The sequence below is a fragment of the Shewanella bicestrii genome (assembly GCF_002216875.1).
Taxonomy (GTDB): Bacteria; Pseudomonadota; Gammaproteobacteria; order Enterobacterales; family Shewanellaceae; genus Shewanella; species Shewanella seohaensis.
Map to the genome: position 1 here is coordinate 1063515 of NZ_CP022358.1, position 22229 is coordinate 1085743.

The window sequence follows — 22229 nt, forward strand, 5'->3', positions numbered from 1 at the left end:
ATTACGTACCCGGCCTCTATTTTAGGCTCACGTGTTATATAGAATGAATTTTACCTAAAATTCCGACATATGACAGTACTCACACTACTAATGTGCGAGTTATTCCGGCCTTTTTTTATTCTTTCCTAATTAGGGCTTGCCAGATAAGGATTCTTCGCGTAAACTCCGCGCCCATTGTCAATAAAGTTTTTGTAGCACCCTGCCTCCCATAGTGTGAGCCAGCGTGTTAGGAATATCGGAGTAAAATAGCTATGTACGCTGTTTTTCAAAGTGGTGGTAAACAACACCGTGTAGCCCCTGGCCACACAGTTCGTTTAGAAAAATTAGAAGTTGCTACTGGTTCAACTGTTGAATTCGATCAAGTATTACTGATCGCTGACGGTGAAAAAGTGCACGTTGGTGCTCCTTTAGTAGCTGGCGGTAAAGTCGTTGCTGAAGTAGTAAGTCATGGTCGTGGCGAGAAAGTAACTATCGTTAAGTTCCGTCGTCGTAAGCACCACGACAAGAAGATGGGCCACCGTCAGTGGTTCACCGAAGTTAAAATTACTGCTATCAACGCATAATAGGAGTCTAACTCATGGCACATAAAAAAGCTGGCGGTTCTACTCGTAACGGCCGTGATTCAGAAAGTAAACGTCTTGGTGTTAAGCGCTTTGGCGGTGAATCAGTTCTAGCTGGTAACATTATCGTTCGTCAACGTGGTACTAAGTTCCACGCTGGTGTAAACGTGGGTATTGGTCGTGACCACACTCTGTTTGCTCTGACTGACGGTAAAGTAAAATTCGAAGTTAAAGGTCCTAATAACCGTAAGTTTATTAGCATCGAAGCTTAATTTTCGAGTCTAGCTTATACTGTAAAGCCCCGCCATTGGTGGGGCTTTCTGTTTTTTATGCTTCTATTTACCTGCGTTTCTGGTGAGTTTGGTAAATCTTTATCAAATTGAGGGCGTTGGCTGGTAAGATTGGGAGCAAGTATCTCGAGTTTTTTGGCGACCGATGAAGTTAAACGGTATAATTCCTTCATTCAGTGATGCCAGGAGTAAGTATGAAGTTTGTCGATGAGGCAGTAATTAGGGTCGAAGCAGGCGACGGCGGTAGCGGTTGCGTGAGTTTCAGACGCGAAAAATATATCCCCGATGGTGGTCCTGATGGTGGTGATGGTGGCGATGGTGGCAGTGTCTATCTGCAAGCCGATGAAAACCACAACACCCTGATTGAATACCGATTTGAACGTTTTCACATGGCAGAGCGCGGTGAAAACGGCCGTGGCCGTGACTGTACCGGCCATAGCGGTAAAGATTTGATTTTAAAAGTGCCTGTCGGTACACGTGCTATTGACGATGAGACCGAGGAAGTCCTCGGCGATTTAACCACTCATGGCCAAAAGCTATTAGTGGCTAAAGGCGGATTCCACGGCTTAGGCAATACGCGCTTTAAGAGCAGTACTAACCGTGCCCCACGTCAAAAGACCTTAGGTACTCCGGGTGAAGTCCGCAGCCTGAAATTAGAGCTACTGCTGTTAGCCGATGTTGGCTTGCTCGGTATGCCTAACGCGGGTAAATCGACCTTTATTCGTGCGGTATCACGTGCAACACCAAAGGTTGCCGATTACCCCTTCACGACATTAGTACCTAACCTAGGTGTGGTTAACCCTCGCCCAGGTCAAAGCTTTGTGATCGCCGATATTCCTGGTTTGATCGAAGGCGCGGCAGAGGGGGCGGGTCTAGGCATTCGCTTCTTAAAGCATTTAGAACGTTGCCGTATTCTGTTGCATATCATCGATATCGAGCCAATTGATGGCACAGATCCTGTGGATTCTGCCCGTGCGATCGTCGGTGAGCTTGAAAAATATTCGCCAAAATTGGCAAGCAAGCCACGTTGGTTAGTCTTTAACAAGGCCGATCTACTGCTCGAAGACGAGCTAAAAGAGAAAGTCGCTCGCGTAGTTAAAGAATTAGGTTGGGAAGGTGACGTTTACACTATTTCTGCCTATAGCCGCGATGGCACTAAAGAATTAGCGACCAAGCTGCTGGACTTCATCCAAAGTCTTCCACCGGAAGATAAAGATGCGAACCCAGATGCAGAGGTTGAGTTCAAGTGGGACAATTATCATCAAGCCAACATTGATGCGATCAATGAAGACTATGACGATGAATTTGACGATGACTTTGATGATGACGACTACGATGTAGAAGTGATCTACCAAAGATAATATCCCAACCTAAGTTTTGAGAGTCCCGTGTACGCAGATACTCAAAATGATATTACTCGGCAGGTTGTGCGTGTCGCACAACTGCTACTGGCCTACGGCGCTGAATCTGATTTAGTTGAAGAAATCAGCCAGCGCCTAGGTCAGGCCTTAGGATTGGCAAGTGTTGAGCTTTCCATCTCCTCTAATTCCCTCGTGTTAACCAGTTTAGTGCATGGTCGCTGTATCACGACGACGCGTCGGATCCGCGAGCATGGCATCAACATGACCATAGTCTGCGAGTTGCAGCGCATCTGTTTGTTGGCGGAAAAAGGTCTCTATGGCCCCAACGAAGTGCGTAAACGCTTAGCGCGGATTGAACCTAAGACCTATCCGCCGTATCTCGTGATCTTGATGATAGGCCTGTCCTGCGCCAGTTTTTGCCACCTGTTTAATGGCGATGTTGCCGCATCAGTCATCACCTTTTTTGCCTCTGCTGTCGGGATGTCGGTGCGCCTTGCGATTGCCAAGCGGCATTTTAATTTGCTGGTCAATTTTGCGGTGACGGCATTTGTCACTAGCATGCTGGCGCAAACGGGTTATGTATTTCACTTGAGTGAAACCCCGCAGGCGGCCATGGCGGCCAGTGTGTTGATGCTGGTGCCGGGTTTCCCGATGATCAATGCGATTTCTGATATGGTCAAAGGCCATATGAACGTGGGCATTTCCCGTTGGGGTCATGCCACCTTGCTCACAGTGTCATCCGTTATCGGCATCACCATTGCGATGCAGATTGGGGGGATCTTCCTATGATCGCCTTATTGTGGACGCTGTTGCACGATGCCTTTTTTTCGGCGATTCCCGCAGTGGGCTTTGCCATGGTGTTTAACGTGCCAAAACGTTTCTTACCCTACTGCGCGCTCGCAGGCGCCATAGGGCACAGCTCACGCACGCTAATGCTGCAATTTGGCTTGCCTATCGAATGGGCGACCTTTGCCGCCGCGGCTTTAGTAGGGACTATCACTATCGGTTTTGCTAAGCGCCATCTCGCGCCGCCGTTGATGTATGCCGTTGCGGCGATTATCCCGATGATCCCAGGCACCTATGCCTTTAATACTGTGATTGCCTTAGTGCAATTAACGGCGCAGTCACAGGTCAGCCAAGAGCTGACTGGGCAAGTGATCAGTAACGGCTTAAAAACGGTATTTATCTTAGGAGCACTGTCGGTGGGCCTTGCCTTACCGAGTCTGCTGTATTTTAGAACCCGCCCTGTTATTCAATAAAAACAATACCAAAGGAGTGCTCATGCGCATTGCTATGATAGCCGCGATGGCAAACAATCGAGTCATCGGAAAAGACAACAAAATGCCATGGCATCTGCCCGAAGATTTACGTCACTTTAAAGCCATGACCTTAGGCAAACCTGTGGTCATGGGACGTAAAACCTTTGAGTCCATCGGTCGTCCTCTGCCTGGGCGCCACAATATTGTGATTTCCCGCCAAGCGGATTTACAGATTGAGGGTGTGACCTGCGTGACCTCATTTGAAGACGCTAAACTGGCGGCGGGTGATTGTGAAGAGTTAGTCGTTATCGGTGGTGGGCAGTTGTATCAGCAATTACTACCTCAAGCCGACACACTCTACCTGACGCAAATTAGCTTAGATGTTGAAGGCGATACCTTTTTCCCTGCTTGGGATAGCGATAAATGGCAAGAAACCGAATCGGTAACCGCTATAAATGGCGATGGGCTGGAATATCGCTTTATCAATTTGACAAAAAAATGTTAAATTACGTTGTTCTGTTGTGTACCCTGTGCGTATGGATTGTCAATATGTCTAAGGTATTAGATCCGATAGGCCTGACTTAGTTGAGATAGCGGTTTTTTACGGCTTCTTTACTGATGATTCCTAGGAGGCCGATATCCGCTAGAGATAGACGCAAACCATACAAAACATAATAAAACTATAAGAAAGTATTAAGGAGTATCGGATGCGTCTTATGCCTGTAGCTTTGGCTGCACTAATCGGATTTAGCTATGTTTCTGTGCCAACCACGGCAAAAGCCGAAGCTGATCCACTTGTCGCGAGTATTTGTGATTACGTAAAAGCGAACGATAAAAACCGTTTACGTAAAAAACTAAAAGAAAGCCGTGTTAAGTTACGCCAAGTGTACAGCGGGATTAGCTGTGATGGTCAAAGCTTGTTGCGTACTGCCTATGCCGCGAATGCGAATGATGCCGGTGAGTTTGTGGCTAAGCGTTTATCAGTTAACGAACTGAGCGTACCAGAAGCCGATGGCATGACGATTCAAGCTTGGGCTGAAGCCAATGGTCACGGTGCTAGCCCTATCACAGCGGCAGTCAAAGAGCGTTTAGGCGCTGCTGCTGGCGGTGAAGAAGAGTAATCATCTGTCCCATCATTTTTTAATGTGCGTTTACACAAGGAAAAAATGATAGTTAAAAATGCCGAACTGAGTTCGGCATTTTTTATGGGTGTCGTTTAGGCCGTTTTTACCGGATATTGAGCAGGGTACTTGGGTGTTGATGCTGATAAGTGTCAAAACTGAGTTTATTGCTTGAGCTATTGTTTTCGCCGCGAAAGCGCAAGCCAAAGAAAAGGGCCGCAATCGCGACCCTATTGATACCTGAGTGTATGCTTACACTCTAAATTCACCGACAGAAGCTTGTAGCTCTTCGGCAAGCTTAGCCACTTGATGGCTCGATTGCGCGGTTTGGTCGGCGCCGATGGCGGTCTCTTCCGAAATGGCCGCGATATGCTCAAGTTTCTCAGATACTTGCTGACTTACTAGATTCTGCTCCTGCGCAGCATGGGCAATGTGCGTACCCGCATCATAGGCCTTGTGTACCGACTGACTGATGGTCTCTAGGGCGAGGTTAGCTTGCTCGGTTTTGTCGACGCAGGCATTGGCTTGGGCACGACCCATATCCATTGCTGCCACGGCTTGCTGGGCGCCCTGTTGCAGCACTTCGATCATTTGTTGGATCTCGCGGGTCGACACTTGGGTTCTCGATGCAAGGCTGCGCACCTCATCGGCAACGACCGCAAAACCACGGCCCTGTTCACCGGCGCGCGCCGCTTCAATGGCTGCGTTTAATGCCAGCAGGTTAGTCTGCTCGGCAATACCACGAATAACATCGAGGATCGAGCCGATTGAGGCGCTGTCCGATTGTACTTTGTTGATCACTTGGCCAGCTTTAGCGACTTCGTCAGCGAGGGCTAAAATGGTGCGCTTATTCTCTTCGGCGATAGTGCGCATGTGTTTGGCTTCTTGATCGGCCTGCTTGATTTGCGCCAGTGCATCATCGGCGCTCATCGACACTTGTTGTGCGCTGGAGCTTAACTCTGTGGTTGCAGTCGCAACTTGGTCAACTTGGTTCTTTTGCTCTTGAATTCCCGTCGTGGTTTGCGCCGTGATTGCCGAGGTTTGCTCGGCCGCCGCAGCGAGCTGGTTAGAGCGGTCCAAGATACCGACGATTAGGCTGCGTAAACTGTCTACTAAACGGTTACAGTTTTTTGCCAGTTCAGCAAATTCATCGTGGCCAGAATCATCCAGTTTATGAGTTAAATTGCCAGAGGCTAACACGTTAAGTGCATTGTTAACTTGGTAGAGTGAACGCTTCAATGGCGCAACCACTGCAAAACTGATGATGACGGCGGCAACGATAGCGATTAGCACCACGATAATGGTACGGATACTGGCTGCATCAATCTTGGATATGGTGGCTTGGCTCATTTCTGCGGCAGCTGACTCAATGTTATTACTTACATCTTCCATATTGCGGTCAATAACTTTGACATCTTTCTCAATGATGGCCAGTTGATTTGCCGCCGCCTGAGCGTGGGTTAATTGGCTCGCCTTAAGTTGCACCATAGAGTCAGAGCCTTCGAGCAGCCCAAGGACTTTTTTAATATCTTCGTTGACTGATTTTAAGGTGTCCGCATCCACAATATCCTGCGCATGGCGGTTGACGTACTCAAGCTTGTTTTTGCTCTCGCTCAGGATGTAGTCGAGTTCTTTAGAAATAAGCTCATGCTTACTCATTTCGTCATTGGTGACTAAATCGGTAATGGTGGTGATGATATTACCCATGCTGGTATCGATGGCGCTTGCCGATGCGGCGAGACTCTGAGCATCGGGGTTTTGGCTGTTTTCTAGGTCGATAATATCAAGCAATCCCGATGAGGCGTCATCGGCGGCATTTTCAAGCTTTTTCTTTAATCCGATGAGTTGCTCTTGTTTGCTGAGAGTGGCTTCGCGCTCATTGAGCATGGCGAGGCTGTCACGTTCAAAGGTCGAGAAACTGCCATCGAGTTGCGAGATCAACGATGAAAGGTTCGCTTGCCCTTGCACCAGTCGCGTTAGGTTACTGATCTCATTTTTAAACTGGCTACCGTGGTCGCTAAAGACTTTACGGATATCAGGAATGTTAGAGGATTTTGGCGTATGAAAGGCAATGAGCACTTGGCGCTGTTGTTCGCTCAAGGATTCGGTTAAATGAGTGGTTGCCTTCAGGGCTGGCAAGCTTAACTCTTGCATCATAGCCGAACTATCTTTGAGGCTAATGTTCGTCAGGTACGAGGTAAATCCTAACAACACAAGTAAAAGTGTAACAACACTAAACCCGCCAATGACTCGGGTGGCTACATTAACTTTCATAGGATACTCCGGTTATTATTATATTATTCCGAATGAAAAGATTATTAAATTCAGGGCATAGGGTACTGTCGTATATCGACCACTCTCGGGCTTAGTTTAACCCTTTTTTAACTTTTTTTGGGTAATTTTTTGGTCTTTTTCAAGATGCCATAGGGTTAGATATTCGCCCCAGCAACAGCCTGTGTCTAGCGCTTTTAATTTGGGATCGTTCACTTTACCCATCAATGCCGCCCAATGTCCAAACACTAAAGTGTGACTCTGGCGTAACGCAGAGGTAAATTCAAACCAAGGGCGTAGCTGTGGATTGTTACAGTCTTCGGGTGGTTGTTTACAGTCAAAATCTAAATGACCATCGACATACAGATAACGCATGCGGGTCAGGGCATTGATACAAAAGCGCAGGCGGTTTAAGCCTATGGCGCTTGGATCCCAGCGCTCCGCAGTATCGCTGTACATTTGGCTTATCAGTGCCTCGAGGTAATCACTCTGCTTGAGGGCTTGGCTGACGAGTTGCGACTCTTGCCTTAAGACGTCTAATGACCACTGTGGCGGCACACCAGCGTGGGTCATGATGACCTTGTGCTCTGGCAACTCCCGCATTAAGGGTTGCAGCCTTAACCAATCGATTAAACTGGCAATATCGGGCGCATTTAACAGCGGCGCGAGGTTATCGCTGGGTTTATCCCGCTTGAGTTTGCCATGGAGAGCGAGCAGATGCAGATCGTGATTACCGAGGACGGTTTTACCCGCATCCCCTAGGGATTGAAAATAGCGCAGCGTGGCTAATGAATCGGGACCTCTGGCGACCAAATCGCCCACCGCCCAGAGTTCATCGCGTGATGGGTTAAAGTCGACCTCAGCAAGTAATCGTTTTAATTCGGCAAAACAGCCTTGGACATCACCAACAAAATAATGGGCCACAATATCCTTTCTATTTATAAATCAGTGTAATAAACCGGGGAGTGCTAAACGGAAGGGCTTAATCGTTGCCTTAAAACGTTCGCCAGATTCGCTGACCATACCATAAGTGCCATACATAATGCCAAGGGGCGTATCGAGTACGGTACCGCTAGTATATTGGTAGGCGGTATTGGGGGGAATCGTTGGGGTTTCGCCGACGACGCCTGCGCCTTGCACTTCACTGATTTTGCCGTTAGCGTCGGTAATAATCCAGTGGCGGGTTTCGAGTTTGGCGGCTTGTTCACCGAGGTTAACTATGGTGATAGTGTAGCTAAAGAGGTATTTCTGATCCTCGGGCGAGGACTGTTGTTCAATGTATTCGGTTTTGACTTCGACTCGGATTGAGTCATCCAATGCGCTCATGCTGCTCCCTTTAATAAGATAGGGCACCCTAAAGTGCCCATCAAACTGATATTGCTTAAGCCTGCTTATCACACACCATATTCGCCATGGCGACATATTGTTCAACGCTGATTTGCTCAGGGCGCAGGTTAGGATCTATGCCTAGTTGCTCAAACTCTTCATCGCTCAATACTTGCTTGAGGTTATTACGCAGTGTTTTACGGCGCATGTTAAAGGCCGTGGTGCACAGCTGGCGCAGTACATTCACATCCTTACAAGGGAATGGTTTTTCGGCATAGGGCAGTAGACGTACTACGGCCGAATCGACCTTAGGCGGTGGCGCAAAGCTATGGGGTGGCACTTCGAGTACGGGAACTACTTGGCAGAAGTACTGTGCCATTACAGTTAAGCGGCCATAGGCCTTGTTGCCTGGGCTTGCCGATAAACGCAGCACCACTTCTTTTTGCAGCATAAAGTGCATGGTTTCAATCTGCTCGGCAAATTCGAACAGATGGAACATCAAAGGGGTTGAAATGTTATAGGGTAAGTTACCAAACACTTTGAGTTTTTTACCCGGTACCACCAACTGGCTAAAGTCGAACTGCAACGCATCGCCTTGGTGAATCGTGAGCTTATCCTTAAGTACAGGGTGATTCTGCAAGCGCTCAACCAGATCGCGGTCTAACTCAACCACGGTCAGGTTATCTATCGCCGTGGCGACAGGTTCGGTTAAGGCGCCAAGGCCGGGGCCGATTTCGACCATCACATGGTCATTATCGGGGGCGATCGCACCCACAATGCGGTTAATCACATTGTCGTCGGTTAAGAAGTTTTGTCCGAAACGCTTTCTGGCCGTGTGGCCTAAATGTACTTTGCTACTCATTAATATCTAATCGTTTAGTTTTTTGAGGATAACTCAATGGCTTTATTCAAGGCGCAGACAAAACTGCCAATATCGGCTTTGCCAGTTCCCGCAAGATCGAGCGCCGTACCATGGTCAACCGAGGTACGGATATAAGGTAAACCTAAGGTAATGTTTACCGATTTGCCAAATCCCTGTGACTTTAGAACGGGTAAGCCTTGGTCATGGTACATGGCCAACACGACATCCGCGTCCTGTAAATATTTAGGTTGGAACAGAGTATCGGCGGGTAGGGGGCCGACAATGTTCATTTGATATTCTTCACGCAGTTCGTTCAGCGCCGGAATAATCACATCGATTTCTTCCCGGCCAAGATGGCCGTCTTCACCCGCGTGTGGGTTTAAGCCACAGACATAAATTTTAGGTGAAGCAATGGCAAACTTACTGATAAGGTCTGCGTGTAAAATCTTGATAATATGATGCAAACGCTGGCGAGTAATGGCTTTTGCCACATAGGCCAGAGGGATATGGGTGGTCACCAGTGCCACCTGTAAACCTTGGGTTGCTAACATCATGACCACATCGGGGCAGTTGGCCTGATGGGCAAAAAACTCGGTATGGCCGCTAAAGGAAATCCCCGCTTGGTTGATGATCCCTTTGTGGACTGGGCCAGTGACTACGGCATCAAATTCGCCGCTCATGTTTTTTTCACCCGCATAACGCAGGGTTTCAACCACGTAAGCACTGTTCTGATCATCGAGCTGGCCACAAACGGCGTCGGTCACCAGTTTGAAAGGCGCAATGGTGAGTGTGCCTGCTTCCTGCGGTTTAGGAGGTTGCTCGGGCAAGTAAGGGCGAAACGTGACATTCAGGCCGAGTCGTTTAGCTCGGCTGGCTAATAATTCGGGATCCGCACAAACGACTAACTCAGCAGGCCAAGCCTGCTGAGCGAGTTGCACGACTAAATCGGGGCCGATACCCGCAGGTTCTCCGGGGGTAACGGCAATACGTTTAGTGGTCAATTTACCTTAACCTCGGTTTGACTCAGGCTGAAAGACTTCAATGTATGCGTCGGCACGCATTTCGTCTAGCCAGTTTTGCAGTTCTTCATTAAATTTGCGACGGAAGATCAGTTGGTGCGCACGGTTAGTATTAAATTGATCCGTGGCATCGGTTTTTCTGCGCTCTTCCAGCTGTGTGATATGCCAGCCGTGGGTCGTACGGAAAGGCTCACTGATTTGATCTTGGCTTAAGCTATTGAGCGTTTGCGCAAACTCTGGCACATAAATGCTTGGCTCTGCCCAACCCAGCTCACCACCTTTGGCTGCCGAACCTGGATCTTCAGAATATTGACGCGCTAAATCTTCAAACTTGGCTTCGCCAGAGCGAATTTGTTTTAAGAACTGCTCTAACATGGCCTTAGCACGGTCTTCCGACAGAATTGGCGATGGCTTGAGCAGGATATGGCGCGCTCTAACTTCTTCAATTTCTTTGGTTTGTAAACCACGGGCATCCATGATCTTGATGATGTGGAAACCCGCGCCACTCTTGATTGGGCCGATAATATCGCCTTTCTTGGCGCCGTTGATGACTTCCGCAAATAGCGTTGGCATCTCGTTGATGTTCATGTAATCCCAGATACCGCCTTCCAGCGCTTTAGGACCCGATGAAGAGGCGATGGCAGTGCGGCGGAAATCTTCACCACTCTTTAAACGCTCGAGTACGGCGTTCGCGCGCTTGCTTGATGCTTCCAGTTGTTCACTGCTTGGGTTGTTAGGTACGTCAATCAGGATATGGCCGATTTGGTATTCGACGTCCTTCATGCCTTGCTCTTGGATCAGTTTTACCAGGCCAGTGATTTCCTGTGGTGACACTTGGATACGGCGTTGAACTTGGATACGTTGGATTTCACCTAGGGTGATTTCTTCACGCAGTTGCTCACGGTATTGGCTGAAGCTTAACCCTTCGCTCTCGATTTTTTGCTGCATTTGCGCCACGGTCATTTTTTGTTCGCGGGCAATGTTTTCAATCGCTTGGTCTAACTGTAAGTCACCGATATGCAGACCGATACGATCCGCCATCTGCAACTGCAAGCGGGTGAGGATGAGTCGCTCGATAACCTGAGTACGCAGTGCACTGTCGGATGGCAACGATTGATTCGCGGCTCTCGCATTGGCTTTTACAGTGTCAATCATGTTGGTGATTTCACTTTCGAGCACAATACCGTCGTTGATTTGAACGGCAACACGGTCGATTGGCTGAGGAGCGGCCATAGTAGGCTGGCTGATAGCGAGTGCAAATAAAGCAAAAATCAGATGTTTACTGGGTTTCATCCACAAAATCCTTGGCACGTTCTAAGGTCAAATTCGACGGCTTATTTAAGTTAACTTTACCATTTATATCGAAATTACAGTGAGTTGCCTAAATGTTCTTTTGTTAGTAACTCTAAAAGCGTGCGTTCCGAGACTTTTTTGGGGAGGAGCGCACGGCTTTCATTAACCTGTTTGGACTCTCAGTCCTTGTTGAGGTTCAGCAATCTACCACAAATCTTTGCTAATTCCTCAGATAAAGCGGTTTTCTGTAGTTAAACAGACCGTCATTGAGCATATCCGATACGCCTAATGGGCCTGAACCACCGAGTCCTTTGATGACTAAATTCAGGTAAACACCGCTTTCAAATTGCTCGCGCTCATCGATAACGGCCGAACCAATGTTGTCATCGTAATTGGTCTTAATTCGGTAGTGATAGCTGAGGCGGATTGCATAACAGCATGATTCATACTGAAAACCTGTATAGGTTTCTATGCTGCGGCTCTCGTTGAGGTCGTAGTACCAGTTACCGACAAAATACAGGCTGTCGTTAATCGGCCATGCACCACGCACACCCGCTTGGGAAATATTTACTAGATCGTTGGTGTTGGAGTTCAATAGATCCGGCACATAACGATAACTGAGCTGCAAGAGTTTATTGGCTTCGGGGCGGAAGTCTAAGGTGACTTCGGTCTTCTTGTTATCGCTCGAGTTGGTATCATATTGAATCGCGGCACCTAAATACCAATCATGGCTTAAGCGGGTATCTAACTCGGCGGCCAATACTGAGGTCGATTGATTTTGCTCGAAGAGGTTATCTTCGTAACCCAGTTTGCTGTCCTGCAGATAGAGGATCTGACCTAGGCTGAATTTAGTCGCCTCTTGGTTGTGATCGTCGAAGAAACGCGTGGTCACACCTAGGGTGACTTGGTTTGCATCGGCGATACGGTCAAGGCCTGAGAAGCGGCGGTCACGGAACAGACCAAAGTAGTCGTCCTGTAACTGGGCAGTATCGTAAATGCCGATGCCACGTTGATCTTCATAACCTACGTACAAATACTGGAACTGAGGTTCGAGCGTTTGACGATAGTTTTGATCGAACAGTTCGGTAAAGCGCTCGAAGTTAATCTGACCATTGATCCGCACCTGTGGAATCGTGCGGCTGACAGTGTCGTCTAAGCCATCGAAGGCACTGTTATTTTGTTCCTGCCAATAGTTGGTTTGCATCAACTTTACTTGACTGGTCAATGAGCCCGATGGACCATGAATAGGCAGCGTCAGGCTTGGTGCCATATGCAGACGGGTAGCGGTATTCATGTCGCTGTCTTGATGGGCGAAATTGGTCAGCTCCGAGTTAAAGCCAAAGTCCAAGTTGTTCCAAAAGTCGGCGGCGCGGTAGTTAAAGTTGACCTGTGGCATCACTTGATAAGGCTTTTCGTCCTCACCCAACACTTTAATGTCTTGTACCCGCGTACTGATATCCCAGTTACGCTCAAAGTAGCTGACTTCACCAATCCGCGATAACTGGTTATCGGTGGCGCGGTTCACATCAGACTTTAAATCGTTGAAATAGTTGTTATCCGACACTTCGGTAAAGTTGGCGAGTACCCGCCAGTTTTTATCGATAGCGCCTTGATGTTGCCAGTTATAGAGGTAACGATTTGGGCTACCGCTGATCATCTGGTCGTTGCCCAAATACTCTAAATTCAAGCGGCCACTCTGGGCCTCACCCGCGAGATAACGAAACTCTGTCTTGGTGAATAAACCACGGCTAGACATATAGTTAGGTGTAAAGGTGAGGTCATATTCCGGCGCGATATTCCAATAATAGGGTGCGGAAACTTCAAAACCGTTGGTGGTGCTGGTGCTAAAGCTTGGGTAAAGGAAGCCAGTTTTACGTTTATCGGAAACTGGTACCGTCATATACGGAATGTAGAACACCGGAATATCGGCGACTCTCAGCTTAGCATTCCAAATCTCGCCCCATTCTTCTTCACTGTTGATCTTGATTTTTTCTGCCTCGAGCAACCAAGAAACATTATCTGGCGGACAAGTAGTGAAGTTAGTGTTGGTTAAGATAAGGTTGTTGTTCATGGTGATTTGCAGCTTTTCGGCATCGCCGTGAACCTGCTGACCATGTAGCCAATACTGGGCACCCTTTAGGGTTGCGCGGTTGCTGCGCATCTGTGCCTGCAGCGAATCGGCGGTAACGGTAAAAATACTGTCTTGGAAAACGAGGTTGCCGTTGGCATCGAACTGCTCGGTCGCTTGGTCGAGAATCGCCTCATCGGCGGCAATATGTCTGTCGCCCTGACTGAAGACCACATCACCGGTAAAAATGGCTTGTTTGCCCATTTCGGCGTTGGAGCGGTCCGACACGATACGAATTTTCTCTTGATCGGCGGCGCTCAGGCCGGGCTCAGATACGATACGAGGTACTGGCGGTTCAATGACGCATTGTGACGCTGAGGCTGTGGGAGATTCGTCTGCCAGGACAACTTGCGGTAACAGGCTCAAGGCCAGAAAGTAACGGATCTGCATCTTAGGTCAATAATAATGATTTCTTTGTCTGGACAAGTATCGACGGGGAAAGTTGCAAACTACAAGTGCAACGCAGCAAATAAATCTCTCAATTTCTTAGCTGTTTCCAAATTATATGCCAGCTATAATAAAGCAATTTTTCTATAAGAGCCATGAAATGACTTTATCCGACTCGAGATTTATTTCCCTTAATCAGTGGCTGAACCGTTATTTTTCCTATGATGTGACCCCGATTCTGATTTCCGGTGACGCCAGTTTTAGGCGCTATTTCCGGGTCACGGACCGCGATGCAAGCTACATTGTTGCCGATTCACCACCCACCTTAGTGCCTATCGCACCTTTTATCGCCCTCGCCAGTGCCTATGCGGCGGCGGGACTGACAGTTCCAAAAGTCATCGCCTCCGATGCCGAGCAAGGCTTTATGCTTCTGAGCGATCTTGGGGATACTCAGTTGTTGTCTGTGCTGACCGATGCGAATGTGGCGGACTACTATCGCCGCGCCTTGGCATTATTGCCTCAGGTGGCCTCAGTGGTTGAGAGCCTTGACCCTGTTACTGGCAGCACGCAGCCATTGCCTTTATATGATGAGGCGTTTGTGCGCCGTGAGCTGGGGATCTTTACCGAGTGGCTTTTAGAGAGACATTTACAGCTCGAACTTAGCGACGAGGAACGCTCGCTTATAGAAGAAAGCTTTGACCTATTAGTGGAAAATGCCCTCGCGCAACCTAAGGTGGGCATGCACCGCGATTACCACAGCCGCAACTTGATGTTAAAAAATAACGAGCTGTGTGTGATTGATTTCCAAGATGCGGTGCTAGGGCCAGTGACCTACGATGCAGTGTCCTTACTTCGGGATTGCTATGTGCGTTGGCCGCAAACCATGGTGCAGGAATTAATGCGACAGCATTATCAACAAGTGCTTGAGTTGGGGCAAATCCCGGCGCAGACATCTTTTATCCAGTATCAAACCTGGTTTGATTTAATGGGATTGCAGCGCCATATCAAGGCGGCGGGGATTTTTGCGCGTTTACACTATCGTGATAACAAGCCCGCCTATATGGCCGATATTCCGTTAACCTTGTCCTACATTGTGGATATTGCCAGCCTTTATCCAGCGCTCACGCCATTTTCCGCTTGGGTGCAATCGCGCGTTGTGCCTGCGTTTGCGGCTAAGGGAAAGAATTCTCTGCAGGGAGATAAGCAATGAAGGCCATGATCCTCGCGGCAGGCAGGGGAGAGCGTTTACGCCCTTTGACCGACACCCTGCCCAAACCTTTAGTGCCCGTCTTAGGTAAACCGCTGATTGTGTACCATATCGAGAAGTTGGCCGCGGCGGGGATTGTCGATATCGTGATAAATCATGCTTGGCTTGGGCACAAGCTGGTCGAAACCTTAGGGGATGGTCAGGCCTTTGGGGTGAACATCCAATATAGCGCCGAAGCATCGGCTCTCGAGACCGGTGGCGGAATTAAGCAGGCATTGCCCCTGCTGACTGACGGCGACTCGGATGCACCGTTTTTAGTGCTCAATGGCGATGTGTTTATCGATGCCTTGCCGACGATTGCTCCCTTAGCGGATACTGCTCAGGCGCACTTATGGTTGGTGCCGAATCCAGAGCAACATCCTAAAGGCGACTTTGCCTTAGAGCAGAGCCTTGTACGTGAACAGGGTGAGCAAAAATACACTTTCTCTGGCATGGGATTATATCGCCCATCATTATTTGACGGCACGCCGGATAGTGCCTTTGCCCTTGGGCCTTTGCTGCGGGCTAAAATGGCCGATGGCCTGATCACCGGAGCACACTTTAATGGACTCTGGTGCGATGTTGGGACTATTCCACGTCTGCAAGCATTAGAGTCAGCGCTGGCGTAATGGCATATCGCTTAACGTTTAGCGCCCTGAGTGAACGGTTTCACTCGCCATGTCGATTGACTGAATAAATTATCAAATTGGGAATTAAGATGCGCCTTTGGGGTAAGTTTTTTGGATTTGTTATCGGGTTTATGTTTGGCCGTATTTTCGGTGCACTACTAGGCTTATGGCTTGGGCATCTCTACGACAAACGCGCTGGTGGTGGCGCCAGTTTTAGTCAGATCTTAGGTCAGGCTAAAAATCGACAGGGGATATTCTTTAACACCACCTTCGCCGTAATGGGCCATGTGGCCAAGGCGTCGGGTCGAGTGACTGAGACCGATATTCGTATCGCGACTATGTTGATGGACCAGATGCGCCTAACGGGTGAAGCCCGTAAAGAGGCGCAGCAGGCGTTCCGTGAGGGTAAAGAGCCAGACTTTGACCTACGTAGCAGTCTGCAAGCCTTTCGCGCCGTGACCCAAGGTCGCCAAGAACTGGTGCAAATGTTTATCGAGATCCAAATTCAAACCGCCTTATCGGACGGTGAGCTCGATCCCGCTGAGCATGCAATCCTGATGACGGTGGCCCAAGAGTTAGGTTATGGTCGTGGGCAACTCGATGAATTACTTAAACGTTGGCAAGCGGAATACCGTTTCCACCAGACCTCTAATGGCAACAAAACCTCGATTACCGACGCCTATCATTTGCTCGGCATTAATGCCGAGGCAACGGATCAAGAGGTGAAGCGAGCTTATCGCAAGTTGATGAATGAACACCATCCCGATAAGTTAATCGCTAAGGGATTACCACCCGAGATGATGGAAATTGCCAATCGTAAAGCGCAGGACATCCAAGCTGCGTACGACAGGGTGAAATCGGAGCGCGGCATGCGCTAACGCTTCGGTTAACGTTGTCGACGCAAGGAATAATAACGACAGATAAGGGATTAAGATGAAATACGTTAACCGATTAACTGTGATTGCTGGTTTGTTACCGCTCGCTCTCGCATTACCAACCTATGCTGAACCCGAGCTGTTTGTCGCCCCCTACGGTGGTTACAGCTTTGGTGGTAGCTCGTTCGATATCAATGAACTCGATGCGAACAAGGCTGAAACCGATAATAAGCAGAGTGTGGGTATCGAAGAGGCGAGCCATTACGGCATCATGTTAGGGATTGGCACTAACGATCCCGGCAATATTTACCTGCTCTACAGTCGCCAATCCTCCGAGCTGAAAAGCGGCGGCCTGTTTACCCCTGACTTAGTCGCTTCCTTAGATGTGGACTATATCCACCTTGGCGGTACCTTATTCTTCCCCAGTGGCGATTTTCAGCCCTACATTACCGCCAGTGCCGGGGTGACTCGGATGATGCCTGATGATTGGTCAACGGAAACCCGTTTCTCCATGGGCATTGGTGGTGGCGCCGAATACCGCATGACGCAAAACTTCGCGCTGTTTGCGGATCTGCGTGGCTACGCGACCTTTATCGACAGTGACAGCTCACTTTTTTGTAATGAAGACCAATGCCTATGGCATGTCACATCGGATGTCATGTGGCAAGTGCAAGCCAATCTTGGGGTCAAACTCAGTTTTTAATTTCTCAGCTTTCGGGCAAGGTGCAAACGCAGTTAAGAGGTAAAGATGAAAATAGTCGTACTCGATGGTGAAACCTTAAACCCTGGGGATTTGACCTGGCAAGCGGTCAGCGCATTAGGGGAATTTAGCTGTTTTGCCCGCACGCCCTCGGCGGAGATTATCCCGCGCGCTCAGGATGCCGAGATAGTGCTCACCAACAAGACGCCCCTCGATGCCAACACCTTAGCCCAACTGCCTAAGCTTAAATATATCGGCGTGCTTGCCACGGGTACTAACGTGGTGGATCTTGCCGCCGCAAAAGAGTTAGGCATAGTGGTCACCAACGTGCCCGCCTATGGCCCCGATGCCGTCGCGCAAATGGTGTTTGCCCATATTTTGCATCACACGCAAGCCGTTGCGGCGCACCATCAAGCCGTTGCCGCAGGGCAATGGAGCAATTGCAGTGACTTTTGTTTTACCTTAATGCCGCTGCAATCCCTTAAAGGCAAAACCTTAGGCTTGATTGGTTATGGGGATATTGGCCAGCAGGTGGCTAAACTCGCCTTAGCCTTTGGCATGAAGGTATTAGTGAATACCCGCACCGAACCTAGCGATTTACCCCTAGGCGTGAGTTGGACATCCCGTGATACGGTATTTAAGGAGTCGGATATTCTCTCGCTCCACTGCCCACTCACCCCAGAGACAACCGAGTTGATTAATGCTCAAACCCTCGAATTAATGAAGCCGCAGGCGTTACTGATCAACACCGCACGCGGCGGCTTAATCGATGAGGCGGCGCTGGCGACCGCATTAACGCAGGGCAAAGTCTTTGCTGGCGTCGATGTTCTCTCTACCGAACCACCGAGTGCGGATAATCCGCTACTAACAGCGCCCAATATCAGTATCAGCCCCCACAATGCTTGGGCGACCAAAGAAGCGCGGCAGAACTTACTCAATATCGCGACGGCAAATCTCAGCGCTTATCTAGCTGGCGATAGAGTGAATTGGGTAAATCCATAAGGCCGAGTTAGCTTGTTCATGTTTAAAGGGAATAGGCTGCTACTCCAGCGTAAATTATGCAGGGATCGTAGGTAGTTAAAAATGTTGGCACCAACTGATAGGTGCGTCATGGTATTCGCTCACCGACACGCAGCGAGTCCATCCTTGGATGCTCGACCGCCCCGTCCATGGGGCGGACGGTCGTCTCGCTAATCACCATGGCTCACCTGTTTAGCATTAGCGTAGTCTGTAAGTTTTAAAGAAATACGAAGCACGCTTTGGGACAAATTCGAGTTTAAGTCTTAACTCTAACGCATCTGCTTCGGATAAAAATATCTATGGGTTAACGCCCAACTTTGGGGCTGCTATAGCTTGGCTTAAATGTGTAGCGAAGCGAAGCGGAACCGAGCCAAGCTTTAGCAGTCCCACATAAGTTGTTTGTTATATTACGGGTTAAAGTTTTAATACCCAAACTAATATAAGTAACGGTATTGCCAAGCCAAATACAACAGACACCAAAGAGCTCAAAATAATTAGAAATTTACCAAAAATGCCTGATTTTCGATATTCAAAAAAACAGTTTTCCCGAAACATTTTACTGAATATAAATAGCCAAAAGCCTAATGCCAGTTCAAGTACTTCCATGTTTTACCATTAATACAAAATTACATTGGTTAACGAGTAACATCACGCCGCCAACACGGGCCGACCGAAGGGAGTTCCGGCCCCTGCGCAGGAGGGTAAAGTGCTTGGCTTTGTTAAGCATCAGTCGAAAATATCAAAGATTGATAGAAAATCGAAATCAGGCCAATCCAACCATGAAAGATCAAAATCGAACCATGAGTCTGAAGCCCCATTCGTTATGGCATGTGCCATTTGACCTTTCATTGAGGCGTAATCACACACCTCACCGATTGATTCGTGATACCGATTGAAATCTCCTGGTGATGTATAAAGGCACATAGCCCAACAATGCCAATCGATATCCCATTTAGTTTCCTTCGACGCCAGCTTTACACGATGAGGGCTGTAATACTTCTGCTTCCCATATTTTTTTACGAGAACCTTCCCTACATCTTTCGCATATTGTTTCTTTTCTTTTTCCGTTAAAGTTCTCGCTACCATGTGATCTCCGTATGCTTAACGCCCGCCTAAGGGGCTGACAACGCATTACCACTAAACTCAAACACACCAACCGTAACCACTACGACTCATTGGGACTGGAAACGCAACGCGTTGACAGTCCCTCTTGAGGCGTTTGTTATAAGCGTGGTTATTCTTACCATTTTCTATCTAAATCCTCGGCGTACAAAGAGATAGCACGATGATACTCTTTGATCGCATCGCTACTTGTTGTCGAAAGTAATAACTCAAGTAACAAAGACATGGCTTCTTTGTGACGCCCCAGATTGTACAGGCACATAGCATAGAAAGGTCGAACCTCTATCGCATCTGGATACTCACTGATTGCCTGTTCAAAGTAACCCAACGCCTCTACATAGTTGCCAAGACTTCGATAGGTGCTCGCTAAACCAAATAAAGCATCAAACCGTTCTACTGGAGAAAGTATCCCTGATAAAGATGATAAGTAATGCCCTACCGCCTCCTGCTCTCTACCTTCATTGTCATATGACCACGCGATTTGCAAATGAGCTTTAGCCGCATAACTTTCGTTGTTTAATAGAGTCGCTAACAAATCTCTCGATTCTTGAAACTTAGCTTCTTTCCGTAAATCAATGGCTTGCTTGATAATAGTTTCCATGTTTTCCTCGAAGCTTATAACATTTTATTCATGCGCATGCGCGTTTACCTCGTTAGACCAGTGAAAGCGCGCACAGTTAACTATCTGTATGCAAAGAACTTATCAGCATTCTATTAGATATACCATCTGGAAAAACGCGCATGCGCGTTTTCCAAACCTATTAACTAAAAATCTGTCACCATAGTTAATTGATTTGATAGAATTTTATTTATTGCGGATGTGATTAGTGCGCACTGATTTTGTCTAAAAATCATACCAAAAAACCTAAATTTAAATACGACTGTATACCCATACATTGTTAGTCGCTTTACGTTAGGTCCAAACATTAGGTAAATGGATGAGATTTTATATGGCAACAAGAGTAGGAGTTTTCTATTGAGCCAACGAAACGAAACAAGGAATGGGGCACGAACGTGTTAGATCCCCAACATTAATTTTTGAGTTTCGGATTAAAATTTCTATGGGTTTAACGCTTTAAACAGCGGAAAACGCGCGCGTAGCGAGTGGTTTTCCGCTGCTTTAACTTGTTATATTTTTAAAATTCGAAAGTGAACTCTTCAACGACATAGACCGGCACTTTTACTGAATTTTTCTCAGCTGCTAAATACTTCTGGCTTTTAACTGCTCGAAGAGCGAACTCATCCCAGCCACCTTCCGGTTGAGATTCTATAATTTGGGTATCGAAAACCTCTCCATTTGAATCTATAAGGCATCTAACTTTCACATACCCATTCGAATTTGGTGGAACCAAACCGCTATCGTCGACACTGTAGCTATTCGAGGGCAAAACCCAATAATTCTCTAACTCCTTCAACTCAACTTCTATTGGTTCCTTAGCTAAAAAAGGGGACTTTGTTGCTGTGAAAACGCAGGCACTCAAACCTAATATGATTAATAGTGACGCCCAAAACTTCATATTAACTCCATTTAAAATATAACGCCTCTAACACCGGCTTGGTGAAGTTGGCGGCTTTTTTGCGCAAGCGAAAAAGGTGACAGCTTTACCAAGTCCGAGTGTTTTGACTTGTTATGCGTGAATGGCACGAAGCTCATTTACCAAGCCTTTATATTCTTTGCCCACCAAGCCAAGGTTTTGATGGAACCGAAAACCAGACTTCTTTATTTGAGCAGCGTCAAATGCTTGTCCGGCATGATTGGCAGCCTCCTCAGTGTTGCCACTTTCTGCGGAAATTATTGCCTTTGCTGCATGCCAACGAAAATGGTCAACTGGAAACATTAACCGCTCCTGATGTTCATCTAGGACTAGGTTGGCAGACTGATATAACTTAGAAAGTTTGTTCTCAACGATCACTAGCGGATAAAGAATATATGCATCGGTCTTTAAATTTGGAAATACCGACTCTCTTTCTAAAGCCTTGCCATAAGAGTTGATTGCATTTTCGAGCTCACCCTTAGCGATATATGCAGTTGCCATATCACAGTAAGCCTGAGCATGGTCGAAGTCATCGTTAAGCTCGAAGTATTGTTTGAGTAGCGAAAGTGCAATATCAGGTTCTGTACTGGCAATGGTGCAAGCCTGGATTCGCAAATACTGCTCTTTTCGACGAGCACGCTTTAGCTTCTCGAAGAACTTGCTTTCAATTTCTTCGCTCCACTCTTTGTTTCTATACCAGTCTTCGCTACTCACTCGGTATTTCCTTTACGCATAACGCCGCCAACACGGGCAGCCACGCAGTGGCTGTCCGGCCAGCGTTTTTCGCTGGCTTAAGTGCTTGGCCTTGTTAGTTGCTTGCATGACGACGAAACTCGCTGATTAATAATGTTATTAAAGCTATAGGAACCAAGATGGTTACTGCTAGGCCAATTTTGTCGTAATGATAATAAGTGACGCCAGTTTGAATGCTCATAATTGGGGCAAGTAAGCCTGCAAGATTAAGCTTCCAGAATTTGGCGCTGCACTTACCAGATTTGCTAAGTAGAAACAGCCAAAGTGTGGTAACTACAATAACTGGTGTAGTTACGAAAACGTGCATAAGCAGTTGCATGCCGCTTGGCTCATGTTGAACGAGCCAGCCATGAAGAGACAGATAAATTACAGCAGCATAAGCCATATTGATGATTGTTAATAAGACTGCTGAACTAAGGTTTAACATGATGCTCCGTGCAACTAACGCCCGCATAAGGGGCAGCAAAACTTA

At 47.7% G+C, this 22229-nt stretch carries 24 protein-coding genes; 12 read left to right on the forward strand and 12 right to left on the reverse strand.

Annotation, left to right across the window (positions count from 1 at the left end; all coding sequences use genetic code 11):
* Window positions 1–251: 251 nt before the first annotated feature.
* The 7 genes from rplU to CF168_RS04695 all read left to right on the forward strand — a co-directional run bounded on the left by rplU (window position 252) and on the right by CF168_RS04695 (window position 4591).
* Complete coding sequence (gene rplU / locus CF168_RS04665; protein ID WP_011621690.1) at window positions 252–563, forward strand: 50S ribosomal protein L21; 312 nt, start codon at window positions 252–254, stop codon at window positions 561–563.
* Between the two features lie 14 nt (window positions 564–577).
* On the forward strand, window positions 578–832 hold the full coding sequence (gene rpmA, locus CF168_RS04670; RefSeq protein WP_007650346.1) for a 50S ribosomal protein L27: 255 nt from the start codon (window positions 578–580) through the stop codon (window positions 830–832).
* 212 nt (window positions 833–1044) lie between these two features.
* Entirely contained in the window at window positions 1045–2211 is a 1167-nt protein-coding gene (gene cgtA, locus CF168_RS04675) for an Obg family GTPase CgtA (RefSeq protein ID WP_011621692.1), read from the forward strand.
* A 27-nt stretch (window positions 2212–2238) separates the two neighbouring features.
* Window positions 2239–3000 carry a threonine/serine exporter family protein gene (locus CF168_RS04680; protein WP_011627027.1) on the forward strand — a complete coding sequence of 254 codons (762 nt, stop codon included), beginning with the start codon at window positions 2239–2241 and terminating at the stop codon, window positions 2998–3000.
* Window positions 2997–3470 (forward strand): threonine/serine exporter family protein, encoded by a 474-nt coding sequence (locus CF168_RS04685; RefSeq protein WP_011621694.1) that lies wholly within the window; start codon window positions 2997–2999, stop codon window positions 3468–3470. The genes CF168_RS04680 and CF168_RS04685 overlap by 4 nt, the downstream gene beginning before the upstream one ends.
* 22 nt (window positions 3471–3492) lie before the next feature.
* Complete coding sequence (folA, locus tag CF168_RS04690) at window positions 3493–3975, forward strand: type 3 dihydrofolate reductase (RefSeq protein ID WP_089067142.1); 483 nt, start codon at window positions 3493–3495, stop codon at window positions 3973–3975.
* 202 nt (window positions 3976–4177) lie between these two features.
* Window positions 4178–4591: a DUF3718 domain-containing protein gene (locus CF168_RS04695; protein WP_011621696.1), complete on the forward strand. Its 414-nt coding sequence runs from the start codon at window positions 4178–4180 to the stop codon at window positions 4589–4591.
* Between the two features lie 252 nt (window positions 4592–4843).
* On the opposite strand, the gene CF168_RS04700 is transcribed toward CF168_RS04695, so the two are convergent.
* The 7 genes from CF168_RS04700 to lptD form a co-directional block, all read right to left on the reverse strand.
* Window positions 4844–6865: a methyl-accepting chemotaxis protein gene (locus CF168_RS04700; RefSeq protein WP_089067143.1), complete on the reverse strand. Its 2022-nt coding sequence runs from the start codon at window positions 6863–6865 to the stop codon at window positions 4844–4846.
* 96 nt (window positions 6866–6961) lie between these two features.
* Window positions 6962–7786 carry a symmetrical bis(5'-nucleosyl)-tetraphosphatase gene (locus CF168_RS04705; RefSeq protein ID WP_089067144.1) on the reverse strand — a complete coding sequence of 275 codons (825 nt, stop codon included), beginning with the start codon at window positions 7784–7786 and terminating at the stop codon, window positions 6962–6964.
* Window positions 7787–7807: 21 nt separating this feature from the next.
* The gene (gene apaG, locus CF168_RS04710) at window positions 7808–8188 is read right to left on the reverse strand and encodes a Co2+/Mg2+ efflux protein ApaG (RefSeq protein ID WP_011621699.1); all 381 of its coding nucleotides are present in this window, start codon (window positions 8186–8188) and stop codon (window positions 7808–7810) included.
* A gap of 55 nt (window positions 8189–8243) precedes the next feature.
* The gene (gene rsmA / locus CF168_RS04715; protein ID WP_011627022.1) at window positions 8244–9050 is read right to left on the reverse strand and encodes a 16S rRNA (adenine(1518)-N(6)/adenine(1519)-N(6))-dimethyltransferase RsmA; all 807 of its coding nucleotides are present in this window, start codon (window positions 9048–9050) and stop codon (window positions 8244–8246) included.
* 14 nt (window positions 9051–9064) lie between these two features.
* Window positions 9065–10051, reverse strand: a complete 987-nt coding sequence (gene pdxA, locus CF168_RS04720; RefSeq protein WP_089067145.1) for a 4-hydroxythreonine-4-phosphate dehydrogenase PdxA — start codon at window positions 10049–10051, stop codon at window positions 9065–9067.
* 6 nt (window positions 10052–10057) lie between these two features.
* On the reverse strand, window positions 10058–11362 hold the full coding sequence (gene surA, locus CF168_RS04725; protein WP_089067146.1) for a peptidylprolyl isomerase SurA: 1305 nt from the start codon (window positions 11360–11362) through the stop codon (window positions 10058–10060).
* 220 nt (window positions 11363–11582) lie between these two features.
* Window positions 11583–13880, reverse strand: a complete 2298-nt coding sequence (gene lptD / locus CF168_RS04735) for an LPS assembly protein LptD (RefSeq protein ID WP_089067147.1) — start codon at window positions 13878–13880, stop codon at window positions 11583–11585.
* A gap of 115 nt (window positions 13881–13995) precedes the next feature.
* On the opposite strand from lptD, the gene CF168_RS04740 reads away from it, so the two are divergent.
* The 5 genes from CF168_RS04740 (at window position 13996) to CF168_RS04760 (ending at window position 18329) form a co-directional block, all read left to right on the forward strand.
* Window positions 13996–15087 (forward strand): aminoglycoside phosphotransferase family protein, encoded by a 1092-nt coding sequence (locus CF168_RS04740; RefSeq protein ID WP_089067148.1) that lies wholly within the window; start codon window positions 13996–13998, stop codon window positions 15085–15087.
* The gene (murU, locus tag CF168_RS04745; RefSeq protein WP_089067149.1) at window positions 15084–15752 is read left to right on the forward strand and encodes an N-acetylmuramate alpha-1-phosphate uridylyltransferase MurU; all 669 of its coding nucleotides are present in this window, start codon (window positions 15084–15086) and stop codon (window positions 15750–15752) included. Before CF168_RS04740 ends, murU begins: the two co-directional genes overlap by 4 nt.
* Window positions 15753–15841: 89 nt before the next feature.
* Complete coding sequence (gene djlA / locus CF168_RS04750; RefSeq protein WP_011621706.1) at window positions 15842–16630, forward strand: co-chaperone DjlA; 789 nt, start codon at window positions 15842–15844, stop codon at window positions 16628–16630.
* Between the two features lie 55 nt (window positions 16631–16685).
* A complete protein-coding gene (locus tag CF168_RS04755) occupies window positions 16686–17330 on the forward strand; it encodes an outer membrane beta-barrel protein (protein WP_086904240.1) in 645 nt (214 codons plus the stop codon).
* Between the two features lie 45 nt (window positions 17331–17375).
* On the forward strand, window positions 17376–18329 hold the full coding sequence (locus tag CF168_RS04760) for a D-2-hydroxyacid dehydrogenase (protein WP_089067150.1): 954 nt from the start codon (window positions 17376–17378) through the stop codon (window positions 18327–18329).
* Window positions 18330–19073: 744 nt separating this feature from the next.
* Here CF168_RS04760 and CF168_RS04765 read toward each other — a convergent pair.
* The 5 genes from CF168_RS04765 to CF168_RS04785 form a co-directional block, all read right to left on the reverse strand.
* Entirely contained in the window at window positions 19074–19433 is a 360-nt protein-coding gene (locus tag CF168_RS04765; RefSeq protein WP_089067151.1) for a DUF6559 family protein, read from the reverse strand.
* A gap of 154 nt (window positions 19434–19587) precedes the next feature.
* Entirely contained in the window at window positions 19588–20070 is a 483-nt protein-coding gene (locus tag CF168_RS04770) for a tetratricopeptide repeat protein (protein WP_089067152.1), read from the reverse strand.
* A 535-nt stretch (window positions 20071–20605) separates the two neighbouring features.
* A complete protein-coding gene (locus tag CF168_RS04775) occupies window positions 20606–20986 on the reverse strand; it encodes an energy transducer TonB (RefSeq protein WP_089067153.1) in 381 nt (126 codons plus the stop codon).
* A gap of 111 nt (window positions 20987–21097) precedes the next feature.
* Complete coding sequence (locus CF168_RS04780; protein WP_089067154.1) at window positions 21098–21718, reverse strand: hypothetical protein; 621 nt, start codon at window positions 21716–21718, stop codon at window positions 21098–21100.
* A 94-nt stretch (window positions 21719–21812) separates the two neighbouring features.
* On the reverse strand, window positions 21813–22184 hold the full coding sequence (locus CF168_RS04785) for a hypothetical protein (protein WP_011627594.1): 372 nt from the start codon (window positions 22182–22184) through the stop codon (window positions 21813–21815).
* Between the last annotated feature and the right edge of the window lie 45 nt (window positions 22185–22229).